Annotated in this window: 28 protein-coding genes; 13 read left to right on the top strand and 15 right to left on the bottom strand. The window is 65.8% G+C overall.

Features of this window, described 5'->3' with window-relative positions:
- Positions 1 to 84: 84 nt before the first annotated feature.
- On the bottom strand, positions 85 to 1,413 hold the full coding sequence (locus ACFXNW_RS10610; protein ID WP_379418090.1) for an MFS transporter: 1,329 nt from the start codon (positions 1,411 to 1,413) through the stop codon (positions 85 to 87).
- 196 nt (positions 1,414 to 1,609) lie between these two features.
- Here ACFXNW_RS10610 and ACFXNW_RS10615 point away from each other — a divergent pair, with 196 nt between their 5' ends.
- Positions 1,610 to 1,999: a MarR family winged helix-turn-helix transcriptional regulator gene (locus ACFXNW_RS10615; RefSeq protein WP_379417419.1), complete on the top strand. Its 390-nt coding sequence runs from the start codon at positions 1,610 to 1,612 to the stop codon at positions 1,997 to 1,999.
- A 96-nt stretch (positions 2,000 to 2,095) separates the two neighbouring features.
- On the opposite strand, the gene ACFXNW_RS10620 is transcribed toward ACFXNW_RS10615, so the two are convergent.
- Complete coding sequence (locus ACFXNW_RS10620; RefSeq protein WP_379417420.1) at positions 2,096 to 2,683, bottom strand: hypothetical protein; 588 nt, start codon at positions 2,681 to 2,683, stop codon at positions 2,096 to 2,098.
- A gap of 356 nt (positions 2,684 to 3,039) precedes the next feature.
- On the opposite strand from ACFXNW_RS10620, the gene ACFXNW_RS10625 reads away from it, so the two are divergent.
- From ACFXNW_RS10625 to ACFXNW_RS10640, 4 genes are all read left to right on the top strand, one after another.
- Positions 3,040 to 3,237 (top strand): hypothetical protein, encoded by a 198-nt coding sequence (locus ACFXNW_RS10625; RefSeq protein WP_379417421.1) that lies wholly within the window; start codon positions 3,040 to 3,042, stop codon positions 3,235 to 3,237.
- A 192-nt stretch (positions 3,238 to 3,429) separates the two neighbouring features.
- Complete coding sequence (locus tag ACFXNW_RS10630) at positions 3,430 to 4,281, top strand: DUF5919 domain-containing protein (protein ID WP_379417422.1); 852 nt, start codon at positions 3,430 to 3,432, stop codon at positions 4,279 to 4,281.
- Entirely contained in the window at positions 4,278 to 5,093 is an 816-nt protein-coding gene (locus tag ACFXNW_RS10635; protein ID WP_379418091.1) for an inositol monophosphatase family protein, read from the top strand. The genes ACFXNW_RS10630 and ACFXNW_RS10635 overlap by 4 nt, the downstream gene beginning before the upstream one ends.
- Positions 5,094 to 5,152: 59 nt before the next feature.
- On the top strand, positions 5,153 to 5,593 hold the full coding sequence (locus ACFXNW_RS10640) for a hypothetical protein (protein WP_379417423.1): 441 nt from the start codon (positions 5,153 to 5,155) through the stop codon (positions 5,591 to 5,593).
- A gap of 19 nt (positions 5,594 to 5,612) precedes the next feature.
- Here ACFXNW_RS10640 and ACFXNW_RS10645 read toward each other — a convergent pair whose 3' ends face one another.
- From ACFXNW_RS10645 to ACFXNW_RS10670, 6 genes are all read right to left on the bottom strand, one after another.
- Positions 5,613 to 6,248, bottom strand: coding sequence for a hypothetical protein (locus ACFXNW_RS10645; RefSeq protein ID WP_379417424.1), 636 nt, complete (start codon positions 6,246 to 6,248; stop codon positions 5,613 to 5,615).
- Positions 6,248 to 6,760: a hypothetical protein gene (locus ACFXNW_RS10650; protein WP_379417425.1), complete on the bottom strand. Its 513-nt coding sequence runs from the start codon at positions 6,758 to 6,760 to the stop codon at positions 6,248 to 6,250. The genes ACFXNW_RS10645 and ACFXNW_RS10650 overlap by 1 nt, the downstream gene beginning before the upstream one ends.
- 4 nt (positions 6,761 to 6,764) lie before the next feature.
- Positions 6,765 to 7,487: a WXG100 family type VII secretion target gene (locus tag ACFXNW_RS10655; protein ID WP_379417426.1), complete on the bottom strand. Its 723-nt coding sequence runs from the start codon at positions 7,485 to 7,487 to the stop codon at positions 6,765 to 6,767.
- Positions 7,487 to 7,804 carry a type VII secretion target gene (locus tag ACFXNW_RS10660; RefSeq protein ID WP_379417427.1) on the bottom strand — a complete coding sequence of 106 codons (318 nt, stop codon included), beginning with the start codon at positions 7,802 to 7,804 and terminating at the stop codon, positions 7,487 to 7,489. The genes ACFXNW_RS10655 and ACFXNW_RS10660 overlap by 1 nt, the downstream gene beginning before the upstream one ends.
- Positions 7,805 to 8,001: 197 nt before the next feature.
- Entirely contained in the window at positions 8,002 to 9,231 is a 1,230-nt protein-coding gene (locus ACFXNW_RS10665) for an acyl-CoA dehydrogenase family protein (RefSeq protein ID WP_379417428.1), read from the bottom strand.
- Between the two features lie 33 nt (positions 9,232 to 9,264).
- Positions 9,265 to 10,674, bottom strand: coding sequence for an acyl-CoA dehydrogenase family protein (locus ACFXNW_RS10670; protein ID WP_379417429.1), 1,410 nt, complete (start codon positions 10,672 to 10,674; stop codon positions 9,265 to 9,267).
- A gap of 289 nt (positions 10,675 to 10,963) precedes the next feature.
- Here ACFXNW_RS10670 and ACFXNW_RS10675 point away from each other — a divergent pair, with 289 nt between their 5' ends.
- Complete coding sequence (locus ACFXNW_RS10675; protein ID WP_379417430.1) at positions 10,964 to 11,146, top strand: hypothetical protein; 183 nt, start codon at positions 10,964 to 10,966, stop codon at positions 11,144 to 11,146.
- 151 nt (positions 11,147 to 11,297) lie between these two features.
- Here ACFXNW_RS10675 and ftsX read toward each other — a convergent pair whose 3' ends face one another.
- The 6 genes from ftsX to ACFXNW_RS10705 form a co-directional block, all read right to left on the bottom strand.
- Positions 11,298 to 12,203, bottom strand: coding sequence for a permease-like cell division protein FtsX (gene ftsX, locus ACFXNW_RS10680; RefSeq protein WP_379417431.1), 906 nt, complete (start codon positions 12,201 to 12,203; stop codon positions 11,298 to 11,300).
- Positions 12,203 to 12,892 (bottom strand): cell division ATP-binding protein FtsE, encoded by a 690-nt coding sequence (gene ftsE / locus ACFXNW_RS10685; RefSeq protein ID WP_379417432.1) that lies wholly within the window; start codon positions 12,890 to 12,892, stop codon positions 12,203 to 12,205. The genes ftsX and ftsE overlap by 1 nt, the downstream gene beginning before the upstream one ends.
- A gap of 120 nt (positions 12,893 to 13,012) precedes the next feature.
- A complete protein-coding gene (locus ACFXNW_RS10690) occupies positions 13,013 to 13,135 on the bottom strand; it encodes a hypothetical protein (protein WP_379417433.1) in 123 nt (40 codons plus the stop codon).
- Between the two features lie 16 nt (positions 13,136 to 13,151).
- A complete protein-coding gene (locus ACFXNW_RS10695; protein ID WP_379417434.1) occupies positions 13,152 to 14,030 on the bottom strand; it encodes a mechanosensitive ion channel family protein in 879 nt (292 codons plus the stop codon).
- Complete coding sequence (gene prfB / locus ACFXNW_RS10700; RefSeq protein ID WP_379418092.1) at positions 14,030 to 15,145, bottom strand: peptide chain release factor 2; 1,116 nt, start codon at positions 15,143 to 15,145, stop codon at positions 14,030 to 14,032. Before prfB ends, ACFXNW_RS10695 begins: the two co-directional genes overlap by 1 nt.
- A 50-nt stretch (positions 15,146 to 15,195) precedes the next feature.
- Positions 15,196 to 16,047 (bottom strand): helix-turn-helix domain-containing protein, encoded by an 852-nt coding sequence (locus tag ACFXNW_RS10705; RefSeq protein WP_379417435.1) that lies wholly within the window; start codon positions 16,045 to 16,047, stop codon positions 15,196 to 15,198.
- A 143-nt stretch (positions 16,048 to 16,190) separates the two neighbouring features.
- Here ACFXNW_RS10705 and ACFXNW_RS10710 point away from each other — a divergent pair, with 143 nt between their 5' ends.
- Together ACFXNW_RS10710 and hisN are read left to right on the top strand one after the other, a co-directional pair.
- Positions 16,191 to 16,784 carry an NADPH-dependent FMN reductase gene (locus tag ACFXNW_RS10710; RefSeq protein WP_379417436.1) on the top strand — a complete coding sequence of 198 codons (594 nt, stop codon included), beginning with the start codon at positions 16,191 to 16,193 and terminating at the stop codon, positions 16,782 to 16,784.
- Between the two features lie 61 nt (positions 16,785 to 16,845).
- Entirely contained in the window at positions 16,846 to 17,631 is a 786-nt protein-coding gene (gene hisN / locus ACFXNW_RS10715) for a histidinol-phosphatase (RefSeq protein WP_379417437.1), read from the top strand.
- Positions 17,632 to 17,739: 108 nt separating this feature from the next.
- Here hisN and ACFXNW_RS10720 read toward each other — a convergent pair whose 3' ends face one another.
- The gene (locus tag ACFXNW_RS10720; RefSeq protein WP_379417438.1) at positions 17,740 to 18,711 is read right to left on the bottom strand and encodes an SMP-30/gluconolactonase/LRE family protein; all 972 of its coding nucleotides are present in this window, start codon (positions 18,709 to 18,711) and stop codon (positions 17,740 to 17,742) included.
- Positions 18,712 to 18,979: 268 nt separating this feature from the next.
- Here ACFXNW_RS10720 and recQ point away from each other — a divergent pair, with 268 nt between their 5' ends.
- The 5 genes from recQ to ACFXNW_RS10745 all read left to right on the top strand — a co-directional run bounded on the left by recQ (position 18,980) and on the right by ACFXNW_RS10745 (position 24,837).
- On the top strand, positions 18,980 to 20,848 hold the full coding sequence (recQ, locus tag ACFXNW_RS10725) for a DNA helicase RecQ (RefSeq protein WP_379417439.1): 1,869 nt from the start codon (positions 18,980 to 18,982) through the stop codon (positions 20,846 to 20,848).
- 151 nt (positions 20,849 to 20,999) lie between these two features.
- Positions 21,000 to 22,139 (top strand): metallophosphoesterase, encoded by a 1,140-nt coding sequence (locus ACFXNW_RS10730; RefSeq protein WP_379417440.1) that lies wholly within the window; start codon positions 21,000 to 21,002, stop codon positions 22,137 to 22,139.
- An 80-nt stretch (positions 22,140 to 22,219) separates the two neighbouring features.
- Positions 22,220 to 22,459, top strand: a complete 240-nt coding sequence (locus tag ACFXNW_RS10735) for a hypothetical protein (protein WP_379417441.1) — start codon at positions 22,220 to 22,222, stop codon at positions 22,457 to 22,459.
- Positions 22,460 to 22,709: 250 nt separating this feature from the next.
- The gene (locus ACFXNW_RS10740; protein ID WP_379417442.1) at positions 22,710 to 23,201 is read left to right on the top strand and encodes a MarR family winged helix-turn-helix transcriptional regulator; all 492 of its coding nucleotides are present in this window, start codon (positions 22,710 to 22,712) and stop codon (positions 23,199 to 23,201) included.
- On the top strand, positions 23,194 to 24,837 hold the full coding sequence (locus ACFXNW_RS10745; RefSeq protein ID WP_379417443.1) for an MDR family MFS transporter: 1,644 nt from the start codon (positions 23,194 to 23,196) through the stop codon (positions 24,835 to 24,837). Before ACFXNW_RS10740 ends, ACFXNW_RS10745 begins: the two co-directional genes overlap by 8 nt.
- Positions 24,838 to 24,874: the final 37 nt, after the last annotated feature.

A 24,874-nucleotide genomic window follows, 5' to 3' on the forward strand; every position in this document is an offset into this window, starting at 1 on the left:
ATCGCTTCGCGCGGCTGATAACGCACGACAGTGGGGCCGCCGGTACGGCGACCCCACTGGCTGGTATTCAGTTGTCGAATCCGCTTACACGGGTTCGGCGACCGCCTGCTTGCGAGCCAGCACGGCCGAGGCGGAGGCGATCAGGCCGATGACTGCGACCGCGGTGACCAGGTACAGCCCGGGCCGGTAGCCTGCGATGCCGTCGGTGGTGGCGTCGCTGATCAGACCGGTGGCGATAGCGAGCACCACGGCGCCGCCGATCTGGAACGAGGTCTGCACCAGCCCGGAGGCCAGGCCCTGCTCATGGTCGGCGATACCTTCGGTGGCTTGCACCATCACCGCGGAGAAACCGAGCGCGAAGCCGAGGCCGAGCAGCAGGAACGCGGGCAGGTAGTCGACGGCGTAGTTCGGATCGGCGCTGCCGCCGCGCACCAGGAACCACACGTAGCCGGCCACGAACGAAGTGAGTGCGGCCAGGATCATCGGGGTGGTGCCGAACCGGTCGATGAACTTGCCCGCGATCGGCGACAGGATGGCGACGATGATGCCGGTCGGCGCCATCGCCAGCGCCATCTGCAGCGGCTCCCACTCCAGGGTGTTCTGCAGGTAGAGCGACACGATGGTCTGGAAGCTCAGGTAGGAGCCGAAGATGGCCAGCGCGGCCAGGTTGGCCCGCACGATCGACTTCACCTTGAAGATGCTCAGCCGAACCAGCGGGTGGCGCACCCGGTTCTCCACCACGAAGAACGTGCCGAGCAGACCGACCGCGAGGATGGTGGTCGCGATGACGGTGGGGGTGAACCCGGTCTCGGGCCCGGTGACGATCGTGTAGACCGCGGCGAGCATGCCACCGGTCAGCAGCGCGGCGCCGGTGAAATCGATACGGCCCTCTTCCTTTTCGATGTTGCGCGGGATGACGAAGTAGGCGGTGACCGTCACGGCGGCCACGACAGCGACGGGCATGTAGAAGGTCAGCCGCCAGTCGATGCCGGTCAGCAGGCCGGACACGATCAGGCCGGAGGCATACCCGGTGGCGCCGAAGATGGTGAAGATCGATAAGGCCCGGTTGCGGTCCGGACCTTCCTTGAACGTGGTGGTGATGATCGAGAGCGCGGCCGGTGCGGTGAAGGCGGCGGCGACGCCCTTGATGATGCGGGTGGCGATCAGCAACGCGCCGTCATCGACGAGTCCGCCGATCAACGAGGCGATTCCGAAGACCACCAGCGCGGTCAGGAAGACCTGTCTGCGGCCGAGCAGGTCGGCGGCTCGTCCGCCCAGAAGCAGCAGGCCGCCGTAGCCGAGGATGTAGCCGTTGACGATCCACTGCAGCGCGGAGGTGTCCAGGCCGAGGTCCTCGCCGATGGAGGGCAGCGCGACGCCGACCATGGAGACGTCGAGTGCGTCGAGGAACATCGCCAGACCGGCGACGAACAGGATGGCCCACAGCTTGGGCCCCCAACCACTTGCGGTTGGTTCAGAAGTAGTAGGAGCGGTGAGGTTCTGGGGTGCCGTTGTCGTGGTCACGGAAGGTAACTTAAATGCACATGCATTCAATGTCAACACATGCAATGCGCGTGCATATAATGACTTGACATGCTAACCTCGGCTCATGTACCACGACAACGACAAAGATGTCTGCGCGAAGTGGTCCGAAACCCTCCGGCTATACCACGGCACCTCCTGTGAGCTGGAGAGCGCGCTACAGGCACAGCACCAGCTCGGGCTCAGCGAGTTCGAGCTCTTGCAGGTGCTGGGCGGGCGCTGCGGCACAGCGCAGGAAGAAAAGGTCAAGATGAAAGACATCGAGACCGAGATGTACCTGAGCCAGAGCGCACTCTCGCGCACCGTCACCCGGCTGGAGAAGGCCGGACTGGTCGAGCGCGCAGCCTGCGATTTCGACCGCCGCGCCAACTTCTTGCGGCTCACGTCCGAGGGCCGCGACCGTCTCGCTGCTGCTCGCCCGACTCACCAGGAAGTCCTGCGCAAGCACCTGACCTGAGCCGTCCAGGCGACTGCCAACCTCCCGACGAGGGAGACGTCAGGCCGCCCGTCGCGGCGTGTCGCCAGTCCGATGTATCCCTCGTCGGCTCGGCGGCTATGGCCGGATCGAGAAGAGGCTGGCGTCGTAGCAGTAGGTCTCGGAGGTGCGGGGGGTATCGGCTGGGGCGGCGAGTTGTTGGTTGGGGACGGTTGGCCAGTTGTTTTCGGTGACGACTTCGGTATCGTCCGGCACGCCTGAGACGTCGTTCTCGCCACTGCTCAGCACGACCAGCGGGATCCGCACGCCGGGATCGGAGTGAACACGCCACAGCGTCGGCTCGTAGGCGCTCAATACAAGCACTTGCGGCCGGGCGGTGTTGTGCACGTAGACATCCGCCGCTCCCTGTGGGTGATAGCCGAACGAATGGTCGCTTCGGGTTTGGTAGACCTCGATGTCGTGCACATCGAGGTCGGCGACGGCATCGGGATTCCGTTTCTCGGTCACCTCGTATCCACCGTCGTAATCGCAGTTGTGCACCACGACGGGATGGGCACCTGGCGGGAGCGGTGGCTCCGGTCGCGGTTCCGGTAGACCGGTTTCGGTCGTCGTCGGTGGTTCGTCGAAGGGAGTCGGGTAGTCGCGGGGCGTCGGATGACCACCCGTGGTGGACGTCGCACAGCCGACGACCGTGACGGCAGCCAAGATTGCGACACCAACTCGCCGAATCGGTCGCAGATCGCGAGACTCCATCACCCGAGCATGCGCTCCGCGGAAACCGGACGGCAAGGGTGGGACTACTCAATCGACGGTCGAGCAACGCCGAACCACGGCCCGCCGACAGCTATCGTCGACAGTCCGCGATGCCGTCACCCCCTCGGCATTCCTGAGATATGCCGATCCATCGCTCCCCTGTGGTGCCAGCCGTAAGGCTGCCCGACCAGGAGCGAACAGCGAGTCAAGACATGATGAGCCCGGAAACCGATGTGCTCCAACGTCGACACGATGATGCCGTTCGGCCCAGACTTCAAGACCTCATCGAGGGTCCACGGAATCGGATCATGCTGATCGTGCACCACGACACGCTGGATGTGGAAGCCGTGCGCGGCGCCCAACAGCCCGCATTGGGTTTCCAGCAGGGCTCTGCCGTCGCCGCACAGGGCTTGCTCGAGGAATACGATTGCGTGTGGCATCAGAAGACCACCACGCTGGGGGCAGCCGTCGATCCCACATGGTCGGCTGCGTCGGCATCGAGATAGGTCGGTTTTCGGTTGCTCAGGATCACTTCTACTCCTCGGAACAGGCTGAAGATGCTCCGGCAGCGTGTCCCACAGCTGGGTATCGGCGCGACGCCGCGAAGGTCTCTGCTGATCCGTGGAGGTATCATCTATGCCTCGTTCCCCGGTGGTTCAGCGTCGCAAGGCATTCGGCATCACGGAAAGTAGGGGGCTATGGGCACGGTTTTGAAAGTTCTACTGCAACAACGTCATCTGCAGACGGTCTCAGCGTTCAATCGGGAGTACGACAGGATCGCCCGGCAAGTCGATCCTGCCGTCATCGGCTGTGGCCCCAAGAAGGCACAGTTCTATCGCTGGCTATCAGGCGATATCAGCGGCCTGCCGTATCCGCATCACTGCCGAATCCTCGAGGGAATGTTCCCGGCTTGGTCGGTCGCGGAGCTGTTCGAGGCCCATTCCGGCAACCCTTCGGTTCCAGTGGGACGCAACTCGGAGACGCTGTCGCAGCATGCAATACCTGATCGGGCCGCCGACGTTGAGTATGTCTTCCGGAACAGGGCGGACTTCGTGCGGCAGGTGCCGCCGCAACAGCTTCTGGCCGGAGCAAAGACGGTTGATGCCGCAGGTATCTCCTTGAATCTGCTGTGCCAACACTATCCTGACGCGGACACCCTTCAGCTACTCGGTGGCGGGACCGCAATCAGATGCCTCTTCCTCGATCCAGCAGGTGCGAATATCAAGGCTCGGGAGAAGGAAGAGGGACACCGGCCGGGGGCTTTGTCGAGCCTGACCGAACTGAACATCCTGGCTCTCGAGCGGATACGTGGGCAAGCAGGGTCCGATGTTCCAGGAGCCATCCGTATCCGGACCTACGATGAACCGGCCCGGTTCAATCTCACCATCATCGACGCCTCGATCTGCATCATGCAGCCCTATCTTCCCGATGCGCGTGGAGTGGAGTCGCCTACGTTCGTCTCTCGCAAGTCGGAGGTCGCGGGCATCTTCGATACATTCGCGGGTGTTTTCGATGGCATGTGGGCGCGAGGGCAGGAGGTGGGCACGTGATCGATAGCGATGCGCTGCTGTCAACGGCGCGAGCCGCCGTCGCCGAGGGCGTAGCTCTGTTGACCACTGCCGACGCCGGTGCCGTCCGGTCGAAAGGCGATCGCGATTTTGTGACCGAACTGGACCTCCGAATCCAGTCCGCGATGCAGCAGTATCTACATGCAGCCACGCCGTGGATCGGCTTTCTCGGCGAGGAAGCCAACACGACGCCGACCAGTGCGGACACGGAGTACGTGTGGATTCTGGATCCGATCGACGGCACATCGAACTTCATCCACGGTCTTCCGCTATGCGCCGTTTCCCTTGCACTCGTGCAATCCGGTGCCCCCCTGATCGGCGTCGTCGACGCGCCCTTTCTCGGCTTGGAATACCGTGCGGCAGTGGGAGCCGGTGCCTTCTGTAACGGAGAGTCCATCACGACGAGCGCAGCGCGAAACATCAGCGACGCCATAGTGTCGATCGGCGACTACGCGGTTGGCCCGAAAGCCGCGACGGAGAACCTCCGGCGGTTCGCGATCACCGAGGCCCTCGCGGCATCAGTGGAGCGAGTCCGTATGTTCGGCTCCGCTGCCCTCGACCTGGTATGGGTAGCGGAAGGCCGCACTGACGGCACCGTCATCATGTCGAACAAACCATGGGATATGGCAGCCGGTGTGCTGATCGCACGCGAAGCGGGGGCGGTTGTCACCGACTCGGACGGGAGCAGACACACCGCACACGCGCGCCACACCATCGCTGCCGCTCCGGGCCTCTCCGAGGAGTTGACGCGACTGGTTTCCGCTGCGTGGAATTCGTCGCTTACCGGTAGGTGATCGCTGCCGCAGGCGGGCCTTGCGATTCGGGATGATCGGAGCGCGGGGATGATCCAACTATGACGCACGACGCCGCCAACTCTGGTGAATCCCCGACCGCTATCGGCAAACCGCAATGTCGTCTGGTCGTCGAGTCCGCCAGGTACTCGTCCAAAGTCGTGCGGGACTTGCGATACGACGGCGATCTGACCCTCGAAATACAGGGCTCCGGCTTCGCCTACGCCCGAGTGGTCTTCCGTCGGCCGTTGGGGTTTCGAGTGATGGACGAGGGTGACCTCACCGAGTACTGGAACACCTACAGTGAGCCGAACGGCTGGCTGTGGGAGGTTTCAGGCGGCGGGTGGTTGGAGCTCGAACGTCGTCGGCCGTCGTTCTGGAGAGGCCAGGACGGCGCGCTGCGTGAGTACTTAGTTGTCGATGAGACGTGCGTCAACGTCCTGTGCTGGGAGCCACCCGAAATCATCGACCTCGGGACAGATCCCACCGCGCATGTCCGGTAGAGGCCCTGTAGTGCCTGGCTCAACCTCGCTGCTCGGCGACTGCCGCTGCGAAATCGGGGTGCGCTCGAATGGTGAGGGATTCAGCGTTGACGATCGGGCCGAAACGGATGAACTGATCTGCTGTCTGGTAGGTCAGCATGGCCACCAGGAGCCCGACCGGGAACCAGCCGGGGAAGAACGCCACCACCCAGGCGGGGTGGATGTGGTCGACGCCGAGCTGGAGGGCGATCAGGAGTGCGGGTAGCAGGGGGAGGCCGATGATAATCAGGGTTCGCGCCAACCATCGCAACAGTGTCGTGCGCCGAATGCATTTCGCGCACACCGGCCATTCGCCGTGCAGATCGCCGACGACGGGAGGAATCCTATGGCCGGTCCTGACGAGGCCGGATCCGAAGCCACGTAGCGAGACACCGAGGCCCTGCTGTTCGATTCCGCGAGGCGTCCGGCGGAAGAGGATGACCTTGACCCAGCGGTCCACCGCGGGAAGGCCGTGTTCACTGCATATGTCTGGCAGTGGTTGCTGAAGCTCGAGCGAGAACAGGTCGCGCCACTCCCGGGAGTTCGACATACGCAGCATGTCGCCGACGGTTTCCATCCCGTAGCGGGGTTGCGCGGGGACGGCGACCTCGGCTGGTTCGGCCGGGTAATTCGCCATCACACCAGCCAACCGCGCTGCTGACGCTCCTGGAAATACAGGTCGTCCTCGTCGGGTTCGTCCGGGGTGACCACCTGCTCCCGGTTGGGTTTGCGGGTACCGGGATGTAGCCGGGCCGTGGGGTGATCCTCGGGCGCACGGGGTGGCAGCTGTGTGTCCTGTGACGGTGAATACTCGAATGCAGTTGGTTCTGCAGTGGCGGGTTGTTCAGTGCGGAGCTGTTGTTGCTCGGCGCGGCCTTGTTCGGCCATGGTCTCCAGTTCGGACGGCGACAGGGTGCTCATCTTGTTCATCGCGTGAGGGGTCAGCGCCCGATCGAGTATGCCTGCGAACGCGTCGGACTTGCCGAATTCCCGCATGCTCATTCGCCCCGCGATGACGTCGTCCAATTGTTTGCGGACTTCAGGGGCGGCTGCCGCGAATCGGAGAGCTTCGAGAGACTTGCGCAGCTGACGCGACGCACCGGGATCTCCGCCGGCGACATCGTAAGTGGGTTCGGGCCGCTCCTGCATCAGATCAAGCTCCCGGGTGGTCGTAGGACGGTGAAGGCAGCGGCGGGAGTTCCTCGGGAGTTCGGCTGGACAACTGAAGTGCTGTGGCGCAGAGCCCGACGACTACTTTGAACGCGGTCCCTGCCGCGTTCACCATCTGCTGGTACTTCGCGACGATCCGTACGGCGTCGACTGCCGCGGCGGCATAGGTCGCTGCCGCGGTCGGCGCGGTGATAACGGCCGACGATTGGATCGCTGCCGCTGCCATTTTGGCCAGCCACATAATGATCAAATCGGCGATTCCCTGGAGCAGATCGCCGAGGACCCTGCCCAGATTGACCATCGCGTTGCTGATGTTGTTGAGGGTTCGCTCGATCTCCTCTAGCGAACGCACCTGGAACTCGACGGATCCGGCCAGTCCGTGGAAGTAGCTGCGTGCGTTATCGGCGGCGTTGCCTTTCCAGGTGTTCTCGACAGTGTTCTGCCAGTCCGCCTTGACCGTGTCGTGGAAGGAGGAGTTGAACGCGGCCAGGTTCCCCGCGGCTCCGGAGGCCTTCTTCACCGCCTCCCAATCGCCTGCGACCTGTTGGGAGGCCCAGCCGAAGACGTCGATACCCAGCAGCGTTTTCGACGCCTCGTTGAGGTAGTACGCGGGGGATACGAAATTGCCGCCGATGAAGTAGGGGATCCATCCGGGCATCGGGTCCTCGGCCGTCGGTTCCTGCAGTGCTTCGCCGGGACTTGCCATCATTTTCCTTCGCCGTACGTGCTGTCGAGGCGCTTGGCCGTCGCCAGGTCGGTGGTGCGGTACATCTCCGCGCTCTTGGTGAGCTCTGTCGCGGATGCCTCGCCGAGGGCACGCAGCTTGTCGTAGTTGGCTTCCAGATTCTGCCTGACCTGTTCGGCGATACCCGCCACATGCGCGAATATTCGAGCATCATCGCCGGTGATGTTGAACCACTTCGCGACATACTGCTTGGCACTGTCGGAATCCGAGGCCAGATCGCTCATGACGGTCGCGAACCGGTCCAGGTCGTCGGGTTGTACCTGAAGGTCTTCGGTCACCAACACTCCCTATCCATTTCGATGCGCCATGCCTCGCGCACGTTGCGTCGACGGTAGACGATTCGTCCACTTCTAGTACTTGGACGCCGAAGACCACAGATCGGTTCCATCGAATTTCCGCCGGTCCGCCGGCGCGACGAAGGGCCGATGCGCCTGGTACGCATCGGCCCTCGTCGATCTGGTGCTGGACAGCGCCGCTACTTCAGCTCAGCACTGGTCTTCCCCAGCACCCGCCGAGCCACGATCAGCTGCTGGATCTGTTGAGTCCCTTCGAAGATGTCCAGAATCTTCGAGTCGCGGCCCCACTTCTCCAGCAAGGTCCGCTGCGAGTAGCCGATGGTCCCGGCCAGTTCGACGGCCTTGAGGGTGACGTCGGTGCCGGTGCGGCCGGCCTTGGCCTTGGACATGGAGGCTTCCAAGGAGTTCGGCTTCTTGTTGTCGGCCATCCAGGCGGCGCGCAGCGAGAGCAGGTAGGCCGCTTCGTAATCGGCTTCCATACGCAGGAATTCGGCTGCCGCGGCGGTCTGGTTGTTGGCCGGGATGTCGTAAGACGGCTCGATGCCCGCCTCCTTCAGGACCGCGCGCAGCTCTTCGAGGGCGGCGCGGGCCACACCGACGGCCATGGCGGCGACGAGGGGGCGGGTGTTGTCGAAGGTCTGCATGACCCCGGCAAAGCCCTTCTCCACGTTGACTTCCGGGCTGCCGAGGATGTTGTCCTTCGGGATCCGGCAGTCCTGCAGCAGCAGCACGGCGGTGTCGGAGGCCTTGATGCCGAGCTTGTGCTCGAGCCGCGCCACCGACAGACCCGGAGCGTCACGCGGGACGACGAAGGACTTGATGGCCGCGCGGCCGAGGCTGCGGTCGACCGAGGCCCACACGACGATGTGGGTGGAGCGCTCACCCGCGGTGACGAAGATCTTCTCGCCGTTGAGGACCCACTCGTCGCCGTCGAGGACGGCAGTGGTGGTGACGGCCGCGGAGTCGGAGCCGAACGAGGGCTCGGTGATGGCCATGGAGGCCCACACCTTGCCGAAACGCTTGAGCTGCTCGTCGGTGGCGACCGCGGCGATGGCGGCGTTGCCAAGGCCCTGGTAGGGGATCGACAGCATCAGGCCGACATCGCCCCAGGAGGTCTCGAGGGCGTTGAGCAGCGCGGACATATTGCCGCCGTTGGTGTTTCCGAGCAGCTCGGTGGCATGCGAGTTGGTCTCGCTGTCGTCCTCACGGCCACCGGCGGCGCCGCCGATCTTCTGGGTGCCGGAGTCGGCGAGGCCCTCGACCATGGCGGCCATGGTGTCGAGCTCGACGGGGTACTCATGCTCGCCGAGGTCGTATTTGCGCGAGATCGGGCGGAAGATCTGCGAGGCGACCTGATGCGCCTGGTTGGCGCTGGCCCGCAGCTTCTTGGGGAGTTCGAGATTGATCATGGTGGGAATCTCCTGAAGTAACGAACAGGCCGGTTAGACGAGGACGACACCTTCGGCGACGCCGATGCCACGCAGATCGCGGTACCAGCGCTCGACCGGGTGTTCCTTGGTGAAGCCGTGGCCGCCGAGCAGCTGCACGCCGTCCAGTCCGATCTGCATGCCCTTGTCGGTGGCCAGCTTCTTGGCCAGCGCGGCCTCGCGGGCGAAGGACAGGCCCTGCTCGGCGCGGGAGGCGCCACGCAGCGTCACCAGACGCAGACCGTCGAGCTCGATGGCGATATTTGCGACCATGAACGCGACCGCCTGACGGTGCGAAATCGGCTCGCCGAACGCCTCACGCTCGTTGACGTAGGGAATCACGTAGTCGAGCACGGCCTGACCGGTGCCGATGGCCAGCGACGCCCAGCCGAGGCGGGCCAGGCGCACGGCGTCGGCGTAGTCCTCGGCATGCTGCTTGCTGTCACCGTCACCGAGCAGTGCGTCGGTGCCGACCGCGACGTTGTCGAGGATGAGCCGGCCGAGGCCCGCGGCGCGCAGACCCATGCTCGGGTCGGCCTCCACAACCAGGCCCTGCGCGTCGGACTCGACAATGAACAGCGCGGGGCGCCCGTCGAGTTCGGCGGCGACGATGAACAGTTCGGCGTCGGCGGCGGCCGGAACCAGGCTCTTCACGCCGGAGATCCGGTAGCCGCTGGGGGAGCGCACGGCCTTGGTCTGCAGGGCGAAGGGGTCGAACAGCGCGCGCGGTTCGCTGATCACCACGGAGGCTTGTGGAACGTTCTCGCCGGTGAAGGCGGGCAGGTAGGTCTTCTGCTGCGCGTCGGTACCCCACTGCGACAGCGCGACAGCGACACCGCTCGGCGCCAGGATCGGCAGGGCCAGGCCCATATCGCCGTGCGAGAGCGCCTCGGCGACCATCGAGTTGGTGACGGCGCCGCGTTCGCTGGCGGCGCCTTCCAGCTCCTCGGGCACGTTGATCAGGGTGATGCCGAGTTCGGCGGCGCGACCGAGGAGATCCTTCGGCGCGGCGGCGGCCTTGTCGGCATCGTGCGCGGCCGGGCGCAGGATCTCGGCGGCGAATTCACGGACCGTCTCGACGATCATCTGCTGTTCGTCGGAGGGGGTGAGATCGAAGTAGTCCTTGTTCTTGGCCTCGTTGGTGGCCAAACGCTGCGGCTGCCCGCCGCCTGCGACCTTGCTGAACGCGCGAGTGGCCGCGCCGAGGGTGCGGAATCCGGTCTTGGTGCCTTCGTAGGTGACCCGCTCGATCGGCTTGCGCAAGTTGTACTTCTCGGCGAGCTCGGACCCGGTGAGGGTCGTCATCACCCGCATCGCCGCGCCCATCCAATCCCGCTTGGGTTGGGTCAGGCCGACCGCGGATTCCTGGCTCCGGCCGGAATCCGGACGTCGCTTCGTCGCGCTGTCTCGAGTGCTCATCATCACCTGTTTTCTCGGATGGGTGGGTGAGGTGGTCCCAGAATCTTACTCTTGAGTAAGGCTATCTTACTCCAGAGTAAGAAAACCGTCGAGACGTGAATTCTGTTCGGCGTCACAGTTGCCTCGCGGTAGCCACGGCATCGTTGGTAAGGCTTGCCTTACCTGCTGTCGACCGCTCTGATGGGCACCGGCCCGGAACCGCGAGCAAGGGACGGCAGACATCGACAACTACGGGATTTCACCGAACACCGATTTCAATCGTCGTCGGTTCCTAGCAGTGGGAGGTATCGCCGGCATGGGAGCCGCGCTCGCGGCGTGCGGGGTGGGCTCGGAGGGCACGCAGGCGTCGGGCGATGGCTGGAGGTTCACCGACGACCGTGGCAACGCCGTCGTCCTCGGCGCGACGCCGAGCGGGGTCGTGGCCTTCACCGGGTCGGCCGGTGCGAGGAGCTGGCCGCCGCGCTCGGCGCCGATCTGACCGCCGAACCGGTCGTCGGGGCAAAAGCACGTTTCGAGGCCGCCGCGCAAGCAGTGCGCGATGCGGTCGCCCGGGGGCCGGGGAGACCCGAGGCGCACAGGTTCGCGAGGGGGCGATCGCCGGAGCTTTCCCGCGCTCGGCTCCGCCGGTCCTACTCGCGCACGTAATAGCGCAGCGTCGCGTACGCCGTGAGCGCCGCGAACACCACCCCGACCGGCGCGATGATCAATGCTGTCGTCGCGATGTCATCGCCGGTGATCCGGGGGAACACTTTGCTGGCGAACAGATCGCCCAGAGCGCGATCGACCACCAGCGGACGGGCGATGAACAGGCCGACTACGGCCAGCAGCGAACCGGCGAGCGCCGCGACCACCGCCTCGAGTAGGAACGGCAGCTGGGTATACCAGCGCGTCGCGCCGACCAGCCGCATGATGCCGACCTCGGTGCGCCGGGTGAAGGCCGCGATCTGCACCATGTTCGCGATCAGCAGTAGCGCCGCGACGGCTTGCAATATGGCGAGGCCGAACGCCGCGTTGCGCAACCCGTCGAACAGGCTGACCAGCCGGTCGACGATGTCCTTGTCATTGCGCACCATGCCGACGCCGGGCCGGTCGTAGAACGACTCGTAGATCGTCGGGTACAGCTCGGCGTCGACCATCTTGACCCGCAGTGAGGCGGGCAGTGGCGTATCGGCCACGAATTCGGCCAACTCCGGCTGATCCTTGAAGGTCTTCTCTTTGGCCTCGCGGATCGCATCGTCGCGGTTGAGGAACTGCACCGATTCGACGCCCTCGGTGGCCTTGAGGTCGCCCATCAGCGATGCGCACGGCTCCAACGAGCAGTCCGGGTCGGTCGCCGAGACATCCTCGGTCAGGTACAGCCTGACCTCGAGCCGATCCAGGAAGTACTGCTCGGTCTTGTCCGCGATCCGCACCGCGAGCAGGCCACCACCGAGCATGGTGAGCGAGACCGCGGTGGTCAGGATCATCGCGATGGTCATGGTGACGTTGCGGCGTAGTCCTTCGAAGACCTCGCCGAACAGGAAACTCGCCCGCATTATCGATCAACTCCGTACACGCCGGTGGCCTCGTCGCGGACCATGCGGCCGTGATCGAGTTCGATGACCCGTCTGCGCATCGAGTCGACGATGTGGTTGTCATGGGTGGCCATCAGCACCGTGGTGCCGATGCGGTTGATCCGTTCCAGCAGGGCCATGATGTCGGCGCTGGTGTCCGGATCGAGGTTGCCGGTGGGCTCGTCGGCCAACAGCACCAGCGGACGGTTGACGAACGCGCGCGCGATGGCCACGCGCTGCTGTTCGCCGCCGGACAGCTCGCCCGGCAGTCGGTCGGCCTTGCCGCCGAGCCCGACCATGTCCAGCACTTCTGGGACGGTGCGCTCGATGAACTGCCTGCGCTTACCGATCACCTCGAGCGCGAACGCCACGTTCTGCTCCACAGTCTTCTGCTGCAGCAGCCGGAAGTCCTGGAACACGCAGCCGATCCGCTGACGCAGTTTGGGCACCCTGCGGCCCGGCAGCCGGTCGACCCGGAAATCGGCGACCTGTATCTCGCCCGTGGTGGGGGTCTCCTCTTTGAGCAGCAATCGCATGAAGGTCGATTTGCCCGAGCCGGACGGTCCGATGATGAAGACGAACTCGCCCTTGCCCACATCCACCGTGATGTTGTCCAGCGCGGGTCGCGTCGAGGTCTTGTACGACTTGGTGACGTTCCGCATGGTGATCACGGGGAGCCAGTGTAACCACGGGCGACGGTGTGACCTGGGCCCGTGAGTTCCCTCACCGGCAGCGTCAGACCCTGGTCAGGGCCGCGATCGCGGACCCTGCGCCCTGCGACCTCGGGCGGATCACTTCACCGGGGCCGTCGTATGCACCGCTGCCGGAACGGTATTCACCAATGGCGCGGGCGGCGTGGGCGTGTCGGGTTTGATGAACAGATACAGCACGAACGTGGCGACCCAGCTCCCCATGAGGATCGCCGTTGATTTACGCGGTCTCACTGATACCTTCCCGGCGCAGCGCGGCGGCTACCCGTACCCGCAGCTCACGTCCGACTTCGAATTGCTTACCGGGCAGGGTGCGGGCGACCATCCGGATGTTCATCTGATCGACCGTGAGGTCCTCCACACCCATGACCGTCGGCTCGTCGAGCAGCAGCGGCTCGAGCCTGCGGTCACGGTAGGCCTCTTCGCCCACCTTGTGCAGTATCTCGTTGACCCGGGTGATGTCGGCACTGGCCGAGACCGGGACGTCGATCGCCGCACGCGCCCAATCTTTCGACAGATTCGTGACTTTCACAATCTGGCCGTTGGGCACGATGATCACCTGGCCGTCGGCGTCACGCAGTGTGGTGATCCGCAGCGTGACGTCCTCGACCGTGCCTTCGGCCGGGTCGGCGGCGCCGGTGACGTTGATGCGGATCACGTCACCGAACCCGTACTGACGCTCGGTGATCAGGAAGAACCCGGCGAGGATGTCCTGCACGATGCGCTGGGCGCCGAAACCGAGAGCGGCGCCGAGGACAGCGGCCGGTGCGACGAGCCCGGTCACCGCGAACCCGAGTTTCTGCAGCACCTCCATGCCGACCAGCACGTAAACGATGGTCAGCACCACCCAGGTGACAACCTGGGCCAGCGCATGCCGATGCTTGGCCGCCTCGGTGCGCACGAGTGCGTCGCTGCTCTGGAAACCGGCGTCGATCTTGCGGGTGACACGGTCGCGCAGGAAGGTCGCGAACCGGCTGAACAGCACCGCGCCCAGGATGAGCAGCACGATCTCCAGGCCGGACGAACGCAACCACGGGGTGACGTCGGTGGAGATCGACAGCGCGTGGATCCCCGAACTCTGGATCCCGGAGTCGAACATCAGTTGGCCTGCTCCCGCATTCTCCAGCGGATCCCGGACTCGATGAACGCGTCGATATCACCGTCGAGGACCGCGGACGGGTTGTTGACCTCGTAGTTGGTGCGCAGATCCTTGACCATCTGGTACGGGTGCAGCACGTAGGAGCGCATCTGGTTGCCCCAGGACGCGCCCTCGTTGGTCTTGAGTGCGTCCATCTCGGCGCGCTCTTCCTGCCGCTTGCGTTCGAGTAGCTTGGCCTGCAGCACGCGCATGGCCGAGATCTTGTTCTGCAGCTGGGATTTCTCGTTCTGGCAGGTGACCACGATGCCGGTGGGGATGTGGGTCAGGCGCACCGCGGAGTCGGTGGTGTTGACGCTCTGACCACCGGGGCCGGAGGAGCGGTACACGTCGACGCGGACCTCACCCTCGGGGATCTCGATGTGGTCGGTGGTCTCGACGACCGGAAGCACCTCGACCTCGGCGAAGGAAGTCTGGCGGCGGCCCTGGTTGTCGAACGGGCTGATCCGCACCAGCCGGTGCGTACCCATCTCCACCGACAGCGTGCCGTAGGCGTAGGGCGACTTCACCGCGAAGGTGGCGCTCTTGATGCCTGCTTCTTCGGCGTAGGAGGTGTCGTAGACCTCGACCGCGTACTTGTGCCGGTCGGCCCAGCGGATGTACATGCGCATCAGCATCTCGGCCCAATCGGCGGCGTCCACGCCACCGGCGCCGGAGCGAATGTTGACCAGCGCGTCACGCTTGTCGTATTCGCCCGAGAGCAGGGTGCGGACCTCCATGGCCTCCACGTCCGCGTGCAATGCGGCACGTTCGGCGTCGGCGTCGGCCAGCGCGGCGGTCATCGCCTCGCCTTCCTCGCCTTCGGCCAGCTCGTAGAGGACCGGCAGATCTTCCAGCCGCTGGCGCAGGTCCTCGACCCGGCGCAGCTCGCCCTGGGCGTGCGACAGCTCGCTGGTGACCTGCTGGGCGTGGTCCTGGTTGTTCCACAGATCAGGGTCGGCCGCCTGATGCTCGAGTTCATCGATGCGGCGGCGTAGTTCCTCGATGTCGAGGACCGACTCGACGGTCTTGAGCGTGGTGTCGAGTTCGGCTAGATCGGCGGATACGTCGGGATGCACGATGTCCAAGGCTACCGGTCGGGCGCGGCGGGGTGTCACCGCAGGGCAGGCTATCCGGAGACGGCGCGCAAACCGCCGGGACGGCGTCCGTTGAGGGCGTCGAGGGCCGCGGCGGTGGCGGCGTCGGCGGGGAGATAGATGATGAGCTGCTGGTCGTTGTCGGCGGGCAGATCCAGCGTCTCGTAGGCCATCCGCAGCCCGCCTGCTTCGGGGTGTTGCATACGAGTGATCCCGGTGACCGCGGGCAGGCTCGGCACGGTGTCCACCCGATCGGTGAAGGCGGCTCCCGCGGTGATGGTCAGGCGGTCGGCCAAGGCGTCGATATTGGGGTCGGCACGGAACGGGCCTTGTTTCAGGGTGGCGACCAGGTGGTCGGCGACGCGGTCCCAGTCGGGGTAGAAGACCTTGGCGCGCGGATCGGTGAAGGCGAAGCCGGCCAGGTCGGGCAGTTCGTCGTCGAGCTGTCCGGAGCCGCGCATCAGCGTGCGGTAGCCCTCGGTGCAGGCCAGGATCTCGGTGAGCCGGTTGACCACGATCGCGGCCGCCGGTTCCAGCTGCTCGAGGATCGTGCGCACCATCGGCCGCAGCTCTCGGTTCGGTTGAGCGCCGCCCATGCAGGTGAATCCGGAATCGGCCTTGGTGAGCCGGTAGAGATGGACGCGTTCACTCGCGGTGAGGTGCAAGACATCAGCCAGCGCCGACAACACCGGGGGTGAGGGGTTGCGGTCGCGGCCCTGCTCCAGGCGGGTGAGGTATTCGACGCTCACACCTGCCAGCGTCGCCAGCTCCGAGCGGCGCAAGCCAGGGGTCCGGCGCCGCTGACCGGTGGGCAGGCCGACCTCGGCGGGGGTGACCGCCTCGCGCCGAGTGCGCAGGAACAGGCCCATTTCGTTGGTGCTCACTCGCTAAAGGTAACCAGCTTCCCCGTGCGGAGGGTGGCCCTCGCACTACCACCCTCCGCGCGGTCTTCATCGGGGTCCGGATCTCGAACAAGGTTGTTACCGAGCGACCGCCACGGTCGCACTTCGATCAGAAGGAGAACGACATGACCTCGCCACTGAAGCTCGCGGTGATCATCGGCAGCGTCCGGGACGGACGGTTCGGCCCGGTGGTGGCGTCCTGGTTCGCCGGCCACGCCCGCGCCCACGGCGGATACGACGTCGACGTGATCGACCTCGCCGATTACGACATCCCAATGGCACTGCCAGCCGTCCCGCCGGCCATGAACCCGGATCCGGAGCGGCCCGCCGGGATGACCGAACTGACCGAGCGGCTTTCGGCTGCCGACGCGTACGTCATCGTGACCCCCGACTACAACCGCAGCTTCCCGGCCTCGCTCAAAGCCGCCATCGACTGGCATTTCACCCAGTGGAGCGGCAAGACCATCGGGTTCGTCGGCTACAGCGGTGGCAGCGGGGGGCTGCTCGCCATCGAAGGCTTGCGGCAGGTGTTCAACGAACTCGACGCCCACACCCTGCGTGAGTACGTCTCGTTCCCGCGCTACTACTTGCTCTTCGACGAGAACGGGTCGCTGCGTGATCCGGAGGAGTCGGTGGGGGCGGCGCGGACGATGCTGGATCGGCTGCACTGGTGGGCGTCGGCGCTGACGGTGGCCAGGTCGGTTCCGGTCGCCAGTTGATGTGTCGGCCCGGACTCGCCGCCGTGCCGGACAGTGAGGCAATACCGGATAAGGTTCGGAGGTGGCTGCGCACACTTCCGATCTCGAACTGGCCCTGCGACTCGCCGATGCCGCCGACGCGATCACCAAGGAGCGTTTCGGCGCGCTCGACCTGAAGGTCGACGCCAAACCGGATCTGACGCCGGTATCGGATGCCGATCTCGCGGTGGAGCGCCGGATCCGGCAGATGCTCGAACACGAGCGGCCGCAGGATTCGGTGCTCGGCGAGGAGTTCGGTGGTGACGCCGAGTTCACCGGCAGGCAGTGGGTGGTCGACCCGATCGACGGCACCAAGAACTTCGTACGCCGGGTCCCGGTGTGGGCGACGCTCATCGCGTTGCTGGAGGACGGCGTGCCGGTGGTCGGCGTGGTGAGCGCGCCGGCGTTGGCTCGGCGCTGGTGGGCGGCTGCAGGTTCGGGCGCCTGGTCCAGCTTCCATCCGGGCGCCCCGAAGCCGATCACGGTCTCCGCGGTCGCCGACCTGGACAATGCGAGCCTGGCCTTCTCCAGCCTGTCCGGCTGGCGCGATCGCGGACTGCGGGAGAAGTTCATCGACCTCACCGACGAGGTGTGGCGCGTCCGCGGCTACGGCGATTTCCTCAACTACTGCCTGGTCGCCGAGGGTTCGGTGGATATCGCCACCGAACCCGAGGTCTCCCTGTGGGACCTGGCCGCCCTCGACATCCTGGTCCGCGAGGCAGGCGGCACCTTCACCTCCCTCGACGGCAGGTCCGGTCCACATGGTGGGGACGCAGTGGCCACCAACGGTCGCCTGCACCAGCAGATCCTCGACCGCCTGCACCCCTGAGCCGGGCCCGGTCGAGCTGCTTCTCCAGGAGCACGGCGGTATCCGCGGAGCTCGGAGATATCCGGTGCGTCCACCGGTACGGCCGGGATCCTGTTGCGGGTGCATCGGCTACCGCTTGGTGGGGTCGGCAGGCGTGAGATCGATGTCCGCGGGTGGGCGTAGGCGGCGGAGGGTGCCGTCCATGGCGGTGATGAACAAGGACCAGGAGTTGCCGTCGCGGGCGATGCGGACCGACGTGGTGCCGTCGGGTGGGACGCGGATCGGGTCGGGGCGTTTGATCAGGCCGGAGATAACTGCGCAGCTGGCGCCGGTGGCGGTGTCGACTCGGTAGATGGCGCCGACTGCGTGGTCGGCGACGAAGAGGTCGCCGGTGCGGGTGGCCTCCATGTCGTCGGGCATCGAGATCAGGTCGGGGATGCCTGCCACCACGGTGGCTTGGGTAGGTGCGTCGAGCGGGATACGGAAGATGCGCATGGTCAGGTTGTCGGTGAAGATCGACTTGCCGTCCGGTGCGAGTGCCAGGCCGTTGGTCAGCGGCAGCGGTGACCAGGTTTTGGTGTACTCACCGGTCGAGGGCCGGTAGCGGGAGATGCCGGTGTGGGCACCCTGTGCGCCGATGTTGGTGAACAGCAGGTCGCCGTCTGGGAGTAGTAGTAGGCCGTTGGGCCCGTTCAGGTCAGTGAGCAGAACCTCCACAGCGCCGGTATCGATGCCGTAGCGCCGGAGAGTGCCGGGTGCTTCGGTGAGTCCGTCGCCGGTCAGGAAGTACACCGAACGACCCACCACCCGGATCCCGGCCGGTTTGTCGAGCCCGGTCACCAGCTTCTCGAACGTGCCATCCGCCGAGACATGGGCGAGAAATCCGTCGACGATGCCGGTGACGTAGAACCCGCCCGCACCGTCGGAGTCCAGGTTCTCCAGGTTGCCGACGCCCTCGACGATCGTGGTCGCCTCCCACCCGTCCGCGCACATCTTTGGAAACGTCTGCGCATGTGCGGGCGCTGCGGTCGCGAGCCCTGCCGCGATAGTCACCGCGAGCAAGGCCGACCAGGTGCGGGTTCTCCCCATCCCGAATGTCATGTCGGACAACCTAACAGCCGCCGATCGCGGGTGCCCGGCGCCGAATGCCGCACCTCGGTATCGACTCGAGGGGTGCCGATACGAATGGCGCGGGACCCCTGAACTGCGTATACGTCGAGGATGCGCGGACAACGACGGCTGTTTGCGGCAGGTCGGGGGTGACGCTCCGGGATCGACGTTATCCACATGTGCGCAACTTTCGATTTCGGCCCAGGTCGCGCTCGGATGCCACCCGCGACTGTCGGGCGGTCCTCGTAGGATGGGCCGCGTGGAAACACCCGACGCCCCCGCCGCCGTAGACCGCGCCGTCATCGGTGCCGAACCCGATGCGGCGCAACAGGTTCTACGTCGGGTGTTCGGCTACGACAGTTTCCGCGGCGATCAGCAAGACATCGTCGACCATGTAGTAGCCGGCGGTGATGCCCTGGTTTTGATGCCGACCGGTGGTGGTAAATCGCTCTGCTATCAAGTGCCCGCGCTGGTGCGGCCGGGTGTCGGCGTGGTGGTATCGCCGCTGATCGCGCTCATGCAGGACCAGGTCGACGCGCTGAGCGCCCTCGGAGTGCGGGCCGGGTTCCTCAACTCGACCCAGAACCCGGACGAGCGCCGCACGGTGGAGGCGCAGTACGTCGCGGGCGAGCTCGACCTGCTGTATCTGGCGCCGGAGCGGCTGCGCCTGGAATCCACCGCCAGGCTGCTCGACCGCGGCCGTATCGCGCTGTTCGCCATCGATGAGGCGCACTGCGTGTCGCAGTGGGGTCATGACTTCCGGCCGGACTACCTGGCGTTGTCGCTACTGCACGAACGGTGGCCGGATGTCCCGCGCGTCGCGCTCACCGCGACCGCTACCGAGAAGACCCGCGACGAGATCATCGAGCGGCTCGACCTGGGTGGAGCTCGCCGATTCGTGGCCAGCTTCGACCGCCCCAACATCCAGTACCGCATCGAGCCCAAGAACCGGCCCGACCGTCAGCTGCTCGATTTCATCCGCGCCGAACATGCCGGTGACGCGGGCATCGTCTACTGCCTGTCCCGCAATTCGGTGGAGAAGACCGCGGCCTTTCTCACCGAGAACGGCATCCGGGCCGTGCCGTACCACGCGGGCCTGGACAACCGCACTCGCGCCGAGAATCAGTCGAGGTTCCTGCGCGAAGACGGACTCGTCGTGGTCGCCACCATCGCCTTCGGTATGGGGATCGACAAGCCGGACGTCCGGTTCGTCGCCCACCTGGACCTGCCCAAATCAGTCGAGGGCTATTACCAGGAAACCGGCCGCGCCGGCCGCGACGGACAGCCCTCCACCGCGTGGATGGTCTACGGCCTCAACGACGTGGTGCAGCAGCGCAAACTCATCGACTCCTCCGACGGCGACGCCGCCCATCGCAGGCAGTTGCAACTGCATCTCGACGCGATGCTCGCGCTGTGCGAGACGGTGAGCTGCCGGCGCACCCAGCTGCTGGCCTACTTCGGGCAGCGCGGCGAACCCTGCGGCAACTGCGACACCTGCCTCACCCCGCCCGAATCCTGGGATGGCACCGTCGCAGCGCAGAAACTGCTGTCGACCGTGCTGCGGTTGAAACGCGAGCGCGGGCAGAGTTTCGGTGCGGGCCATCTGATCGACATCCTGCTCGGTAAGAAGAACCCGAAGGTGCTCCAGCACGACCACCATGAGCTCTCCGTGTTCGGTGTCGGCACCGAACTGCGCGATGTCGAATGGCGCGGAGTGGTGCGCCAATCACTGGCGCAGGGCCTGCTGGCGGTGCACGGCGAGTATGGCGTGCTCACGCTCACCGAGGCCGGTGACGGCGTGTTGTTCGACGGTCAGAAGGTGCTGATGCGCCGCGAGCCCGAACGTCCGGAGCCCACCCGGGCGCGCTCGGCGAAATCCGCGAAGAACCCGCCCGCCGATCTCGCGCCCGGGGATGTCGCGCTGTTCGAGAAGCTGCGGGAATGGCGTGCCGCGACCGCCAAGGAGCAGGGCGTGCCCGCCTATGTGGTCTTCCACGACGCCACCCTGCGCGATATCGCCGCACGCAAACCGGCCGATCTTTCCGGTCTGGGCGCCGTCGGGGGAGTGGGCGAGAACAAGCTCGCCAAGTACGGCGAGCAGGTGCTCGAGGTCCTGGCAGCGCAGTGAGCGCGGCCGCCGCCGGCGGGAAGCTCGCGACGAACGGAATGTGAAATTTCGACCCCTCAGATCGACCGGCCCGATCGAATAGTCCAGGATGGCTGGCAGAGCTTCATCGGACCATTCCACGGATCCAGCAGACAGTAGACGGAGGCGCGGCATGAGCGGGTCGGCACCCGGAGGCGGAAACGTGCGTGACCACGGAGATCGGCTCGACCGCGGCGGCTCATCGGGCATCGGGCGGCGCGAACTGCTGACCGGTGCGGCCGCGGCGGCCGCCGGACTCACGCTGGTCGGGCTCAGTCCAGCCCAGGCCGTTCCCGTGGCCGAGGACGTCACAAAATTCGCCTTCCCGTCCGGCGGAGACCGCGTCCGAGTGCTCCTGACCGGGGACGCAGGCACCGGCACCCGCTCCCAATGGGCGGTCGCCGACGCTATCCGAGCATTCCATCGCCGCGAACCCTTCGGCATGGCGCTCGGGCTGGGCGACAACATCTACGAGAGCGGCCCGAACAGCACCGAGGATCCGCAGTTCGCCGAGAAGTTCGAAAACCCCAACACCGGCCTGGATTTCCCGTGGGCGATGGTCCTCGGCAACCACGACAACAGCTCGGTCTTCCCCGGCGATGGCGGCTGGCTGCTGCGCGGCGACCACGAGGTGCGCTACCACGCGAACTCCCCGCGCTGGTGGATGCCGAGCCGGTACTACTCGGTGCGCGTGCCCGAACATAATCCGGTGGTCGAGTTCTTCGTGCTCGACGTCAACCCGCTCGCGGCGTACCTGCCGCCGCTGTTCACCCCGTACTGGGCTGTCGACGGCCAGTTCATGAACGAGCAGCGCGCCTGGCTGGACCGCGCCATTGCGGAATCGCCTGCCACCTGGAAGATCGCCTGCACCCACCACCCGTACCTGAACAACGGGCCGCATGGTGATGCCGGGCATTACGAGGGCCTGCCCATCGAACCCATCAACGGCGTGCACGTGAAGCGGTTCTTCGACGACCATGTGATCGGCCGCTGCCACCTGATCCTGTCCGGTCACGATCATTCGCTGCAGGTTCTGGAACAGGCGCCGGAGATGAAGGGCACGCGTCAGATCGTCTCCGGCGCCGCCGCCAAAACGGTCGGCCCCCAGCCGCGGGACCTGCCGGATACGGCGCACAACGCTCAGTTCCAAAGTTTCCACCAGCTCGGCTTCATGGTGCTCGACCTCGCTCCCGGCTCGCTCGATCTGCGGGTGCACACAGTCGACCCGGCGTCCGGCACGTCCACCGAGGAATTCGGCCGCAGGATCGCCTGACCCGGTCGGAGGGAACCCAGACGCGCCGCCACCGGCCCGAATTCCCGCGCACCCGTGGCGCGCGGGTTACCGTGCACGCCATGGCATCCGGTGACGGCTCCGAAAACGGCGAGGTCTCGGGCGGCTCGTCGAACTCCGAGGCGCCTGATGCGGCACCCGCGACGCATCGTCGCCACGACCCCGCCGTCGAGACCGTCTGGCTGGGCCGCCGCCATGCCGAACCGCGCCGTCACCCTGGATGGCCCCGGGTCTCCACAATCGCGCTGACCTTTGTGTTCATCGCACTTCTCGTGCTCTACGTGATGCTGCGTCCGAACTGAGCTGACGATCTGATTCTGTCCTTCGCTGCGCCGGTTATCCGGCGCGGCACCCTGCCGAGTCCTCGGCCGCCTTGCGGAACACCGCCGGTCGAGCGTTCGCTGATCGTCCTCGACGGCGAGTGCACTGCCGGGCTGCTCGAGCCTCATCCACGAAGTGTGATCCAGTTCGTGCGAGAACTAGTTGATTAGCGAAAGCAACTAATATAAAGTTGCTTACTGCAAGCAATCATTCTCGTGTTGGGAGTCCGACATGGCAGTGTCACCCGATACCGCCCAGGACCTGACCAGGGAGCTCTATCTCATGGGCCGCGCGATCCGCGCGGCCATCGCTCATCCGGAGGAAGGCCAGCTCCTTCCCGGTGGGATCGGCGTCCTGGTGGTGCTGGAGGGAGCAGGGCTCATTCGTCAGGTCGACCTCGCATCGCACCTGTGCATCAGCCCATCGGCGCTGAGCCGTCACGTCACCGATCTGGTCTCGGGCGGCTACGTCACCAGGCAGGCCGATCCCCATGACGGTCGCGCCACGCTGCTCCAGGTCACCGATGAAGGCCACGACCTGCTGCTGCGCATCCGGGCCTCGCGGGCCAAGCGCATGCAGGAGGCACTCGCCGACTGGGACGAAGCCGAGGCCGCACAGGCCTGTGTCGCCATCGAGAAACTCCGAAACGCACTGGTCGCGCGCGTCCAGCACACCATGGCCGACAGGCCGGTTATCCAAGAGAGTCAGGAAGTAGATGTCTGAATCAACCGAGGCGGTGACCCAGCGGGATCCGTACGCGATGACCCATCGCGAAGTCCTCGAAGCAATGACCGGCCTGCTGGCGGCGCTGTTCACGGCGCTGCTCAGCACGACGATCGTGGCGACCGCGCTGCCGACCATCATCGGTGATCTGCAGGGTTCGCAGACCGCCTACGCCTGGGTCATCACCGCCGCGCTGCTGGCCACCGCCGCATCCACCCCGATCTGGGGCAAGCTCGCCGATCTGTTCAACAAGAAGACGCTGGTCCAGATATCCATCGTCATCTTCGTCGCAGGCTCCGTGCTTGCGGGCTTCGCCCACAATGTGGACCTGCTGCTGGCCGCGCGCGTCGTCCAGGGCATCGGCATGGGTGGCCTGACCGCTCTCGTGCAGGCCATCATCGGCAGCATCGTCGCCCCCCGCGAACGCGGCCGGTACTCCGGCTACATGGGTGCCGTCATGGCCGTGTCGATGTCGGGTGGGCCCATCCTCGGCGGCGTGATCGTCGACAGCCCGCTCGGCTGGCGCTGGTGCTTCTTCGTCTGCGTGCCGCTGGCCGTCATCGCGCTGTTCCTGCTGCATCGCACCTTGCGTCTGCCCACCGAACGCAAGGACGACGTGTCCATCGACTGGCTCGGCGCCGTGCTCTTGACCGCCGGCGTGTCGATCCTGCTGATCTGGGTGTCCTTCGCGGGCAAGGCCGACTACTACGACTGGGTCTCGCGCGAATCGGCGATCTACGTCGGTGCCGGTCTGCTGCTGCTGGTCGCCACCGTCTGGGTCGAGTCGAAGGCGAAGTCGCCGATCATCCCGCTGCCGATCGTCACCGAACGCACCACCGGACTGGCCATCATCGCCTCCATCGCCGTCGGCATCGGCATGTTCGGTGCGACCACCTTCCTCGGTCAGTACTTCCAGACCGCGCGCGGCTACTCGCCGACCGTGGCAGGCATGCTGACCATCCCGATGGTCGCAGGCATGCTGATCGCATCCGTCGGCTCCGGGCAGCTGATCACCCGGTTCGGCAAGTGGAAGGGCTTCGTCGTCGGCGGTGCGATGGTGCTGGTGGCAGGCTTCGGGCTGCTGTCGACTCTCGATCACGCGACGAACCTGTGGCTGGTCTCGGTCTACATCGCCATCGTCGGCCTCGGCGTCGGCAGCCTGATGCAGAACCTGGTGCTGGCCGTGCAGAACACCGTCAGCGTGCACAACATCGGTTCGGCATCGAGTGCCGTGGCCTTCTTCCGGACCTTCGGTGGAGCGATCGGTGTGTCGGTGCTCGGTTCGGTGCTGGCCACCCGGGTGGGCGACCTGTCGGCCGAAGGGTTCGCCAAACTCGGCCTGCACCCCGCGTCCTCCGGGGGCAGCAACCTCGACCTCGATGCGCTGCCTGCCCCGATCGCGACGATTGTGCGTACCGCCTACGGCGACGCGACCGGGCGCATCTTCCTGATCGCCGCGTTCGCCACCGTGGTGGCCTTGGTCGCGGCGCTGCTGCTGCCGAACCGTCCGCTGCGGACCACGATCGATATCGATCCCGCGCTCGACCCTATGCGGGACTCCGAGGAAGTGAAGGCGGACACCGCCGAGCTTCTCACCGATCCCGCGAAGCAGCCCGAACGAGTTCTGCAGAAGTAACCCCGCACGCGCACGGCAGGCCCCGGTTCGCCCGGGG

The organism is Nocardia sp. NPDC059180 (genome assembly GCF_042754945.1).
In the GTDB taxonomy this organism is placed as follows: domain Bacteria; phylum Actinomycetota; class Actinomycetes; order Mycobacteriales; family Mycobacteriaceae; genus Nocardia.

Coding starts and splice junctions, on each gene's coding strand:
- ACFXNW_RS10690 (WP_379417433.1), bottom strand. CDS start 13,135: ATGGGGAGCTGGGTCGCCACGTTCGTGCTGTATCTGTTCATCAAACCC.
- ACFXNW_RS10665 (WP_379417428.1), bottom strand. CDS start 9,231: ATGATCAATCTCGAACTCCCCAAGAAGCTGCGGGCCAGCGCCAACCAG.
- ACFXNW_RS10730 (WP_379417440.1), top strand. CDS start 21,000: ATGAGCGGGTCGGCACCCGGAGGCGGAAACGTGCGTGACCACGGAGAT.
- ACFXNW_RS10735 (WP_379417441.1), top strand. CDS start 22,220: ATGGCATCCGGTGACGGCTCCGAAAACGGCGAGGTCTCGGGCGGCTCG.
- ACFXNW_RS10695 (WP_379417434.1), bottom strand. CDS start 14,030: ATGTTCGACTCCGGGATCCAGAGTTCGGGGATCCACGCGCTGTCGATC.
- ACFXNW_RS10640 (WP_379417423.1), top strand. CDS start 5,153: ATGACGCACGACGCCGCCAACTCTGGTGAATCCCCGACCGCTATCGGC.
- ACFXNW_RS10745 (WP_379417443.1), top strand. CDS start 23,194: ATGTCTGAATCAACCGAGGCGGTGACCCAGCGGGATCCGTACGCGATG.
- ACFXNW_RS10630 (WP_379417422.1), top strand. CDS start 3,430: ATGGGCACGGTTTTGAAAGTTCTACTGCAACAACGTCATCTGCAGACG.
- ACFXNW_RS10645 (WP_379417424.1), bottom strand. CDS start 6,248: ATGGCGAATTACCCGGCCGAACCAGCCGAGGTCGCCGTCCCCGCGCAA.
- ACFXNW_RS10720 (WP_379417438.1), bottom strand. CDS start 18,711: ATGACATTCGGGATGGGGAGAACCCGCACCTGGTCGGCCTTGCTCGCG.
- ACFXNW_RS10610 (WP_379418090.1), bottom strand. CDS start 1,413: ATGTTCCTCGACGCACTCGACGTCTCCATGGTCGGCGTCGCGCTGCCC.
- ACFXNW_RS10675 (WP_379417430.1), top strand. CDS start 10,964: ATGGGAGCCGCGCTCGCGGCGTGCGGGGTGGGCTCGGAGGGCACGCAG.
- ACFXNW_RS10650 (WP_379417425.1), bottom strand. CDS start 6,760: ATGCAGGAGCGGCCCGAACCCACTTACGATGTCGCCGGCGGAGATCCC.
- ACFXNW_RS10710 (WP_379417436.1), top strand. CDS start 16,191: ATGACCTCGCCACTGAAGCTCGCGGTGATCATCGGCAGCGTCCGGGAC.
- ACFXNW_RS10625 (WP_379417421.1), top strand. CDS start 3,040: ATGCTGATCGTGCACCACGACACGCTGGATGTGGAAGCCGTGCGCGGC.
- ACFXNW_RS10740 (WP_379417442.1), top strand. CDS start 22,710: ATGGCAGTGTCACCCGATACCGCCCAGGACCTGACCAGGGAGCTCTAT.
- ACFXNW_RS10655 (WP_379417426.1), bottom strand. CDS start 7,487: ATGGCAAGTCCCGGCGAAGCACTGCAGGAACCGACGGCCGAGGACCCG.
- ftsX (WP_379417431.1), bottom strand. CDS start 12,203: ATGCGGGCGAGTTTCCTGTTCGGCGAGGTCTTCGAAGGACTACGCCGC.
- ACFXNW_RS10615 (WP_379417419.1), top strand. CDS start 1,610: ATGTACCACGACAACGACAAAGATGTCTGCGCGAAGTGGTCCGAAACC.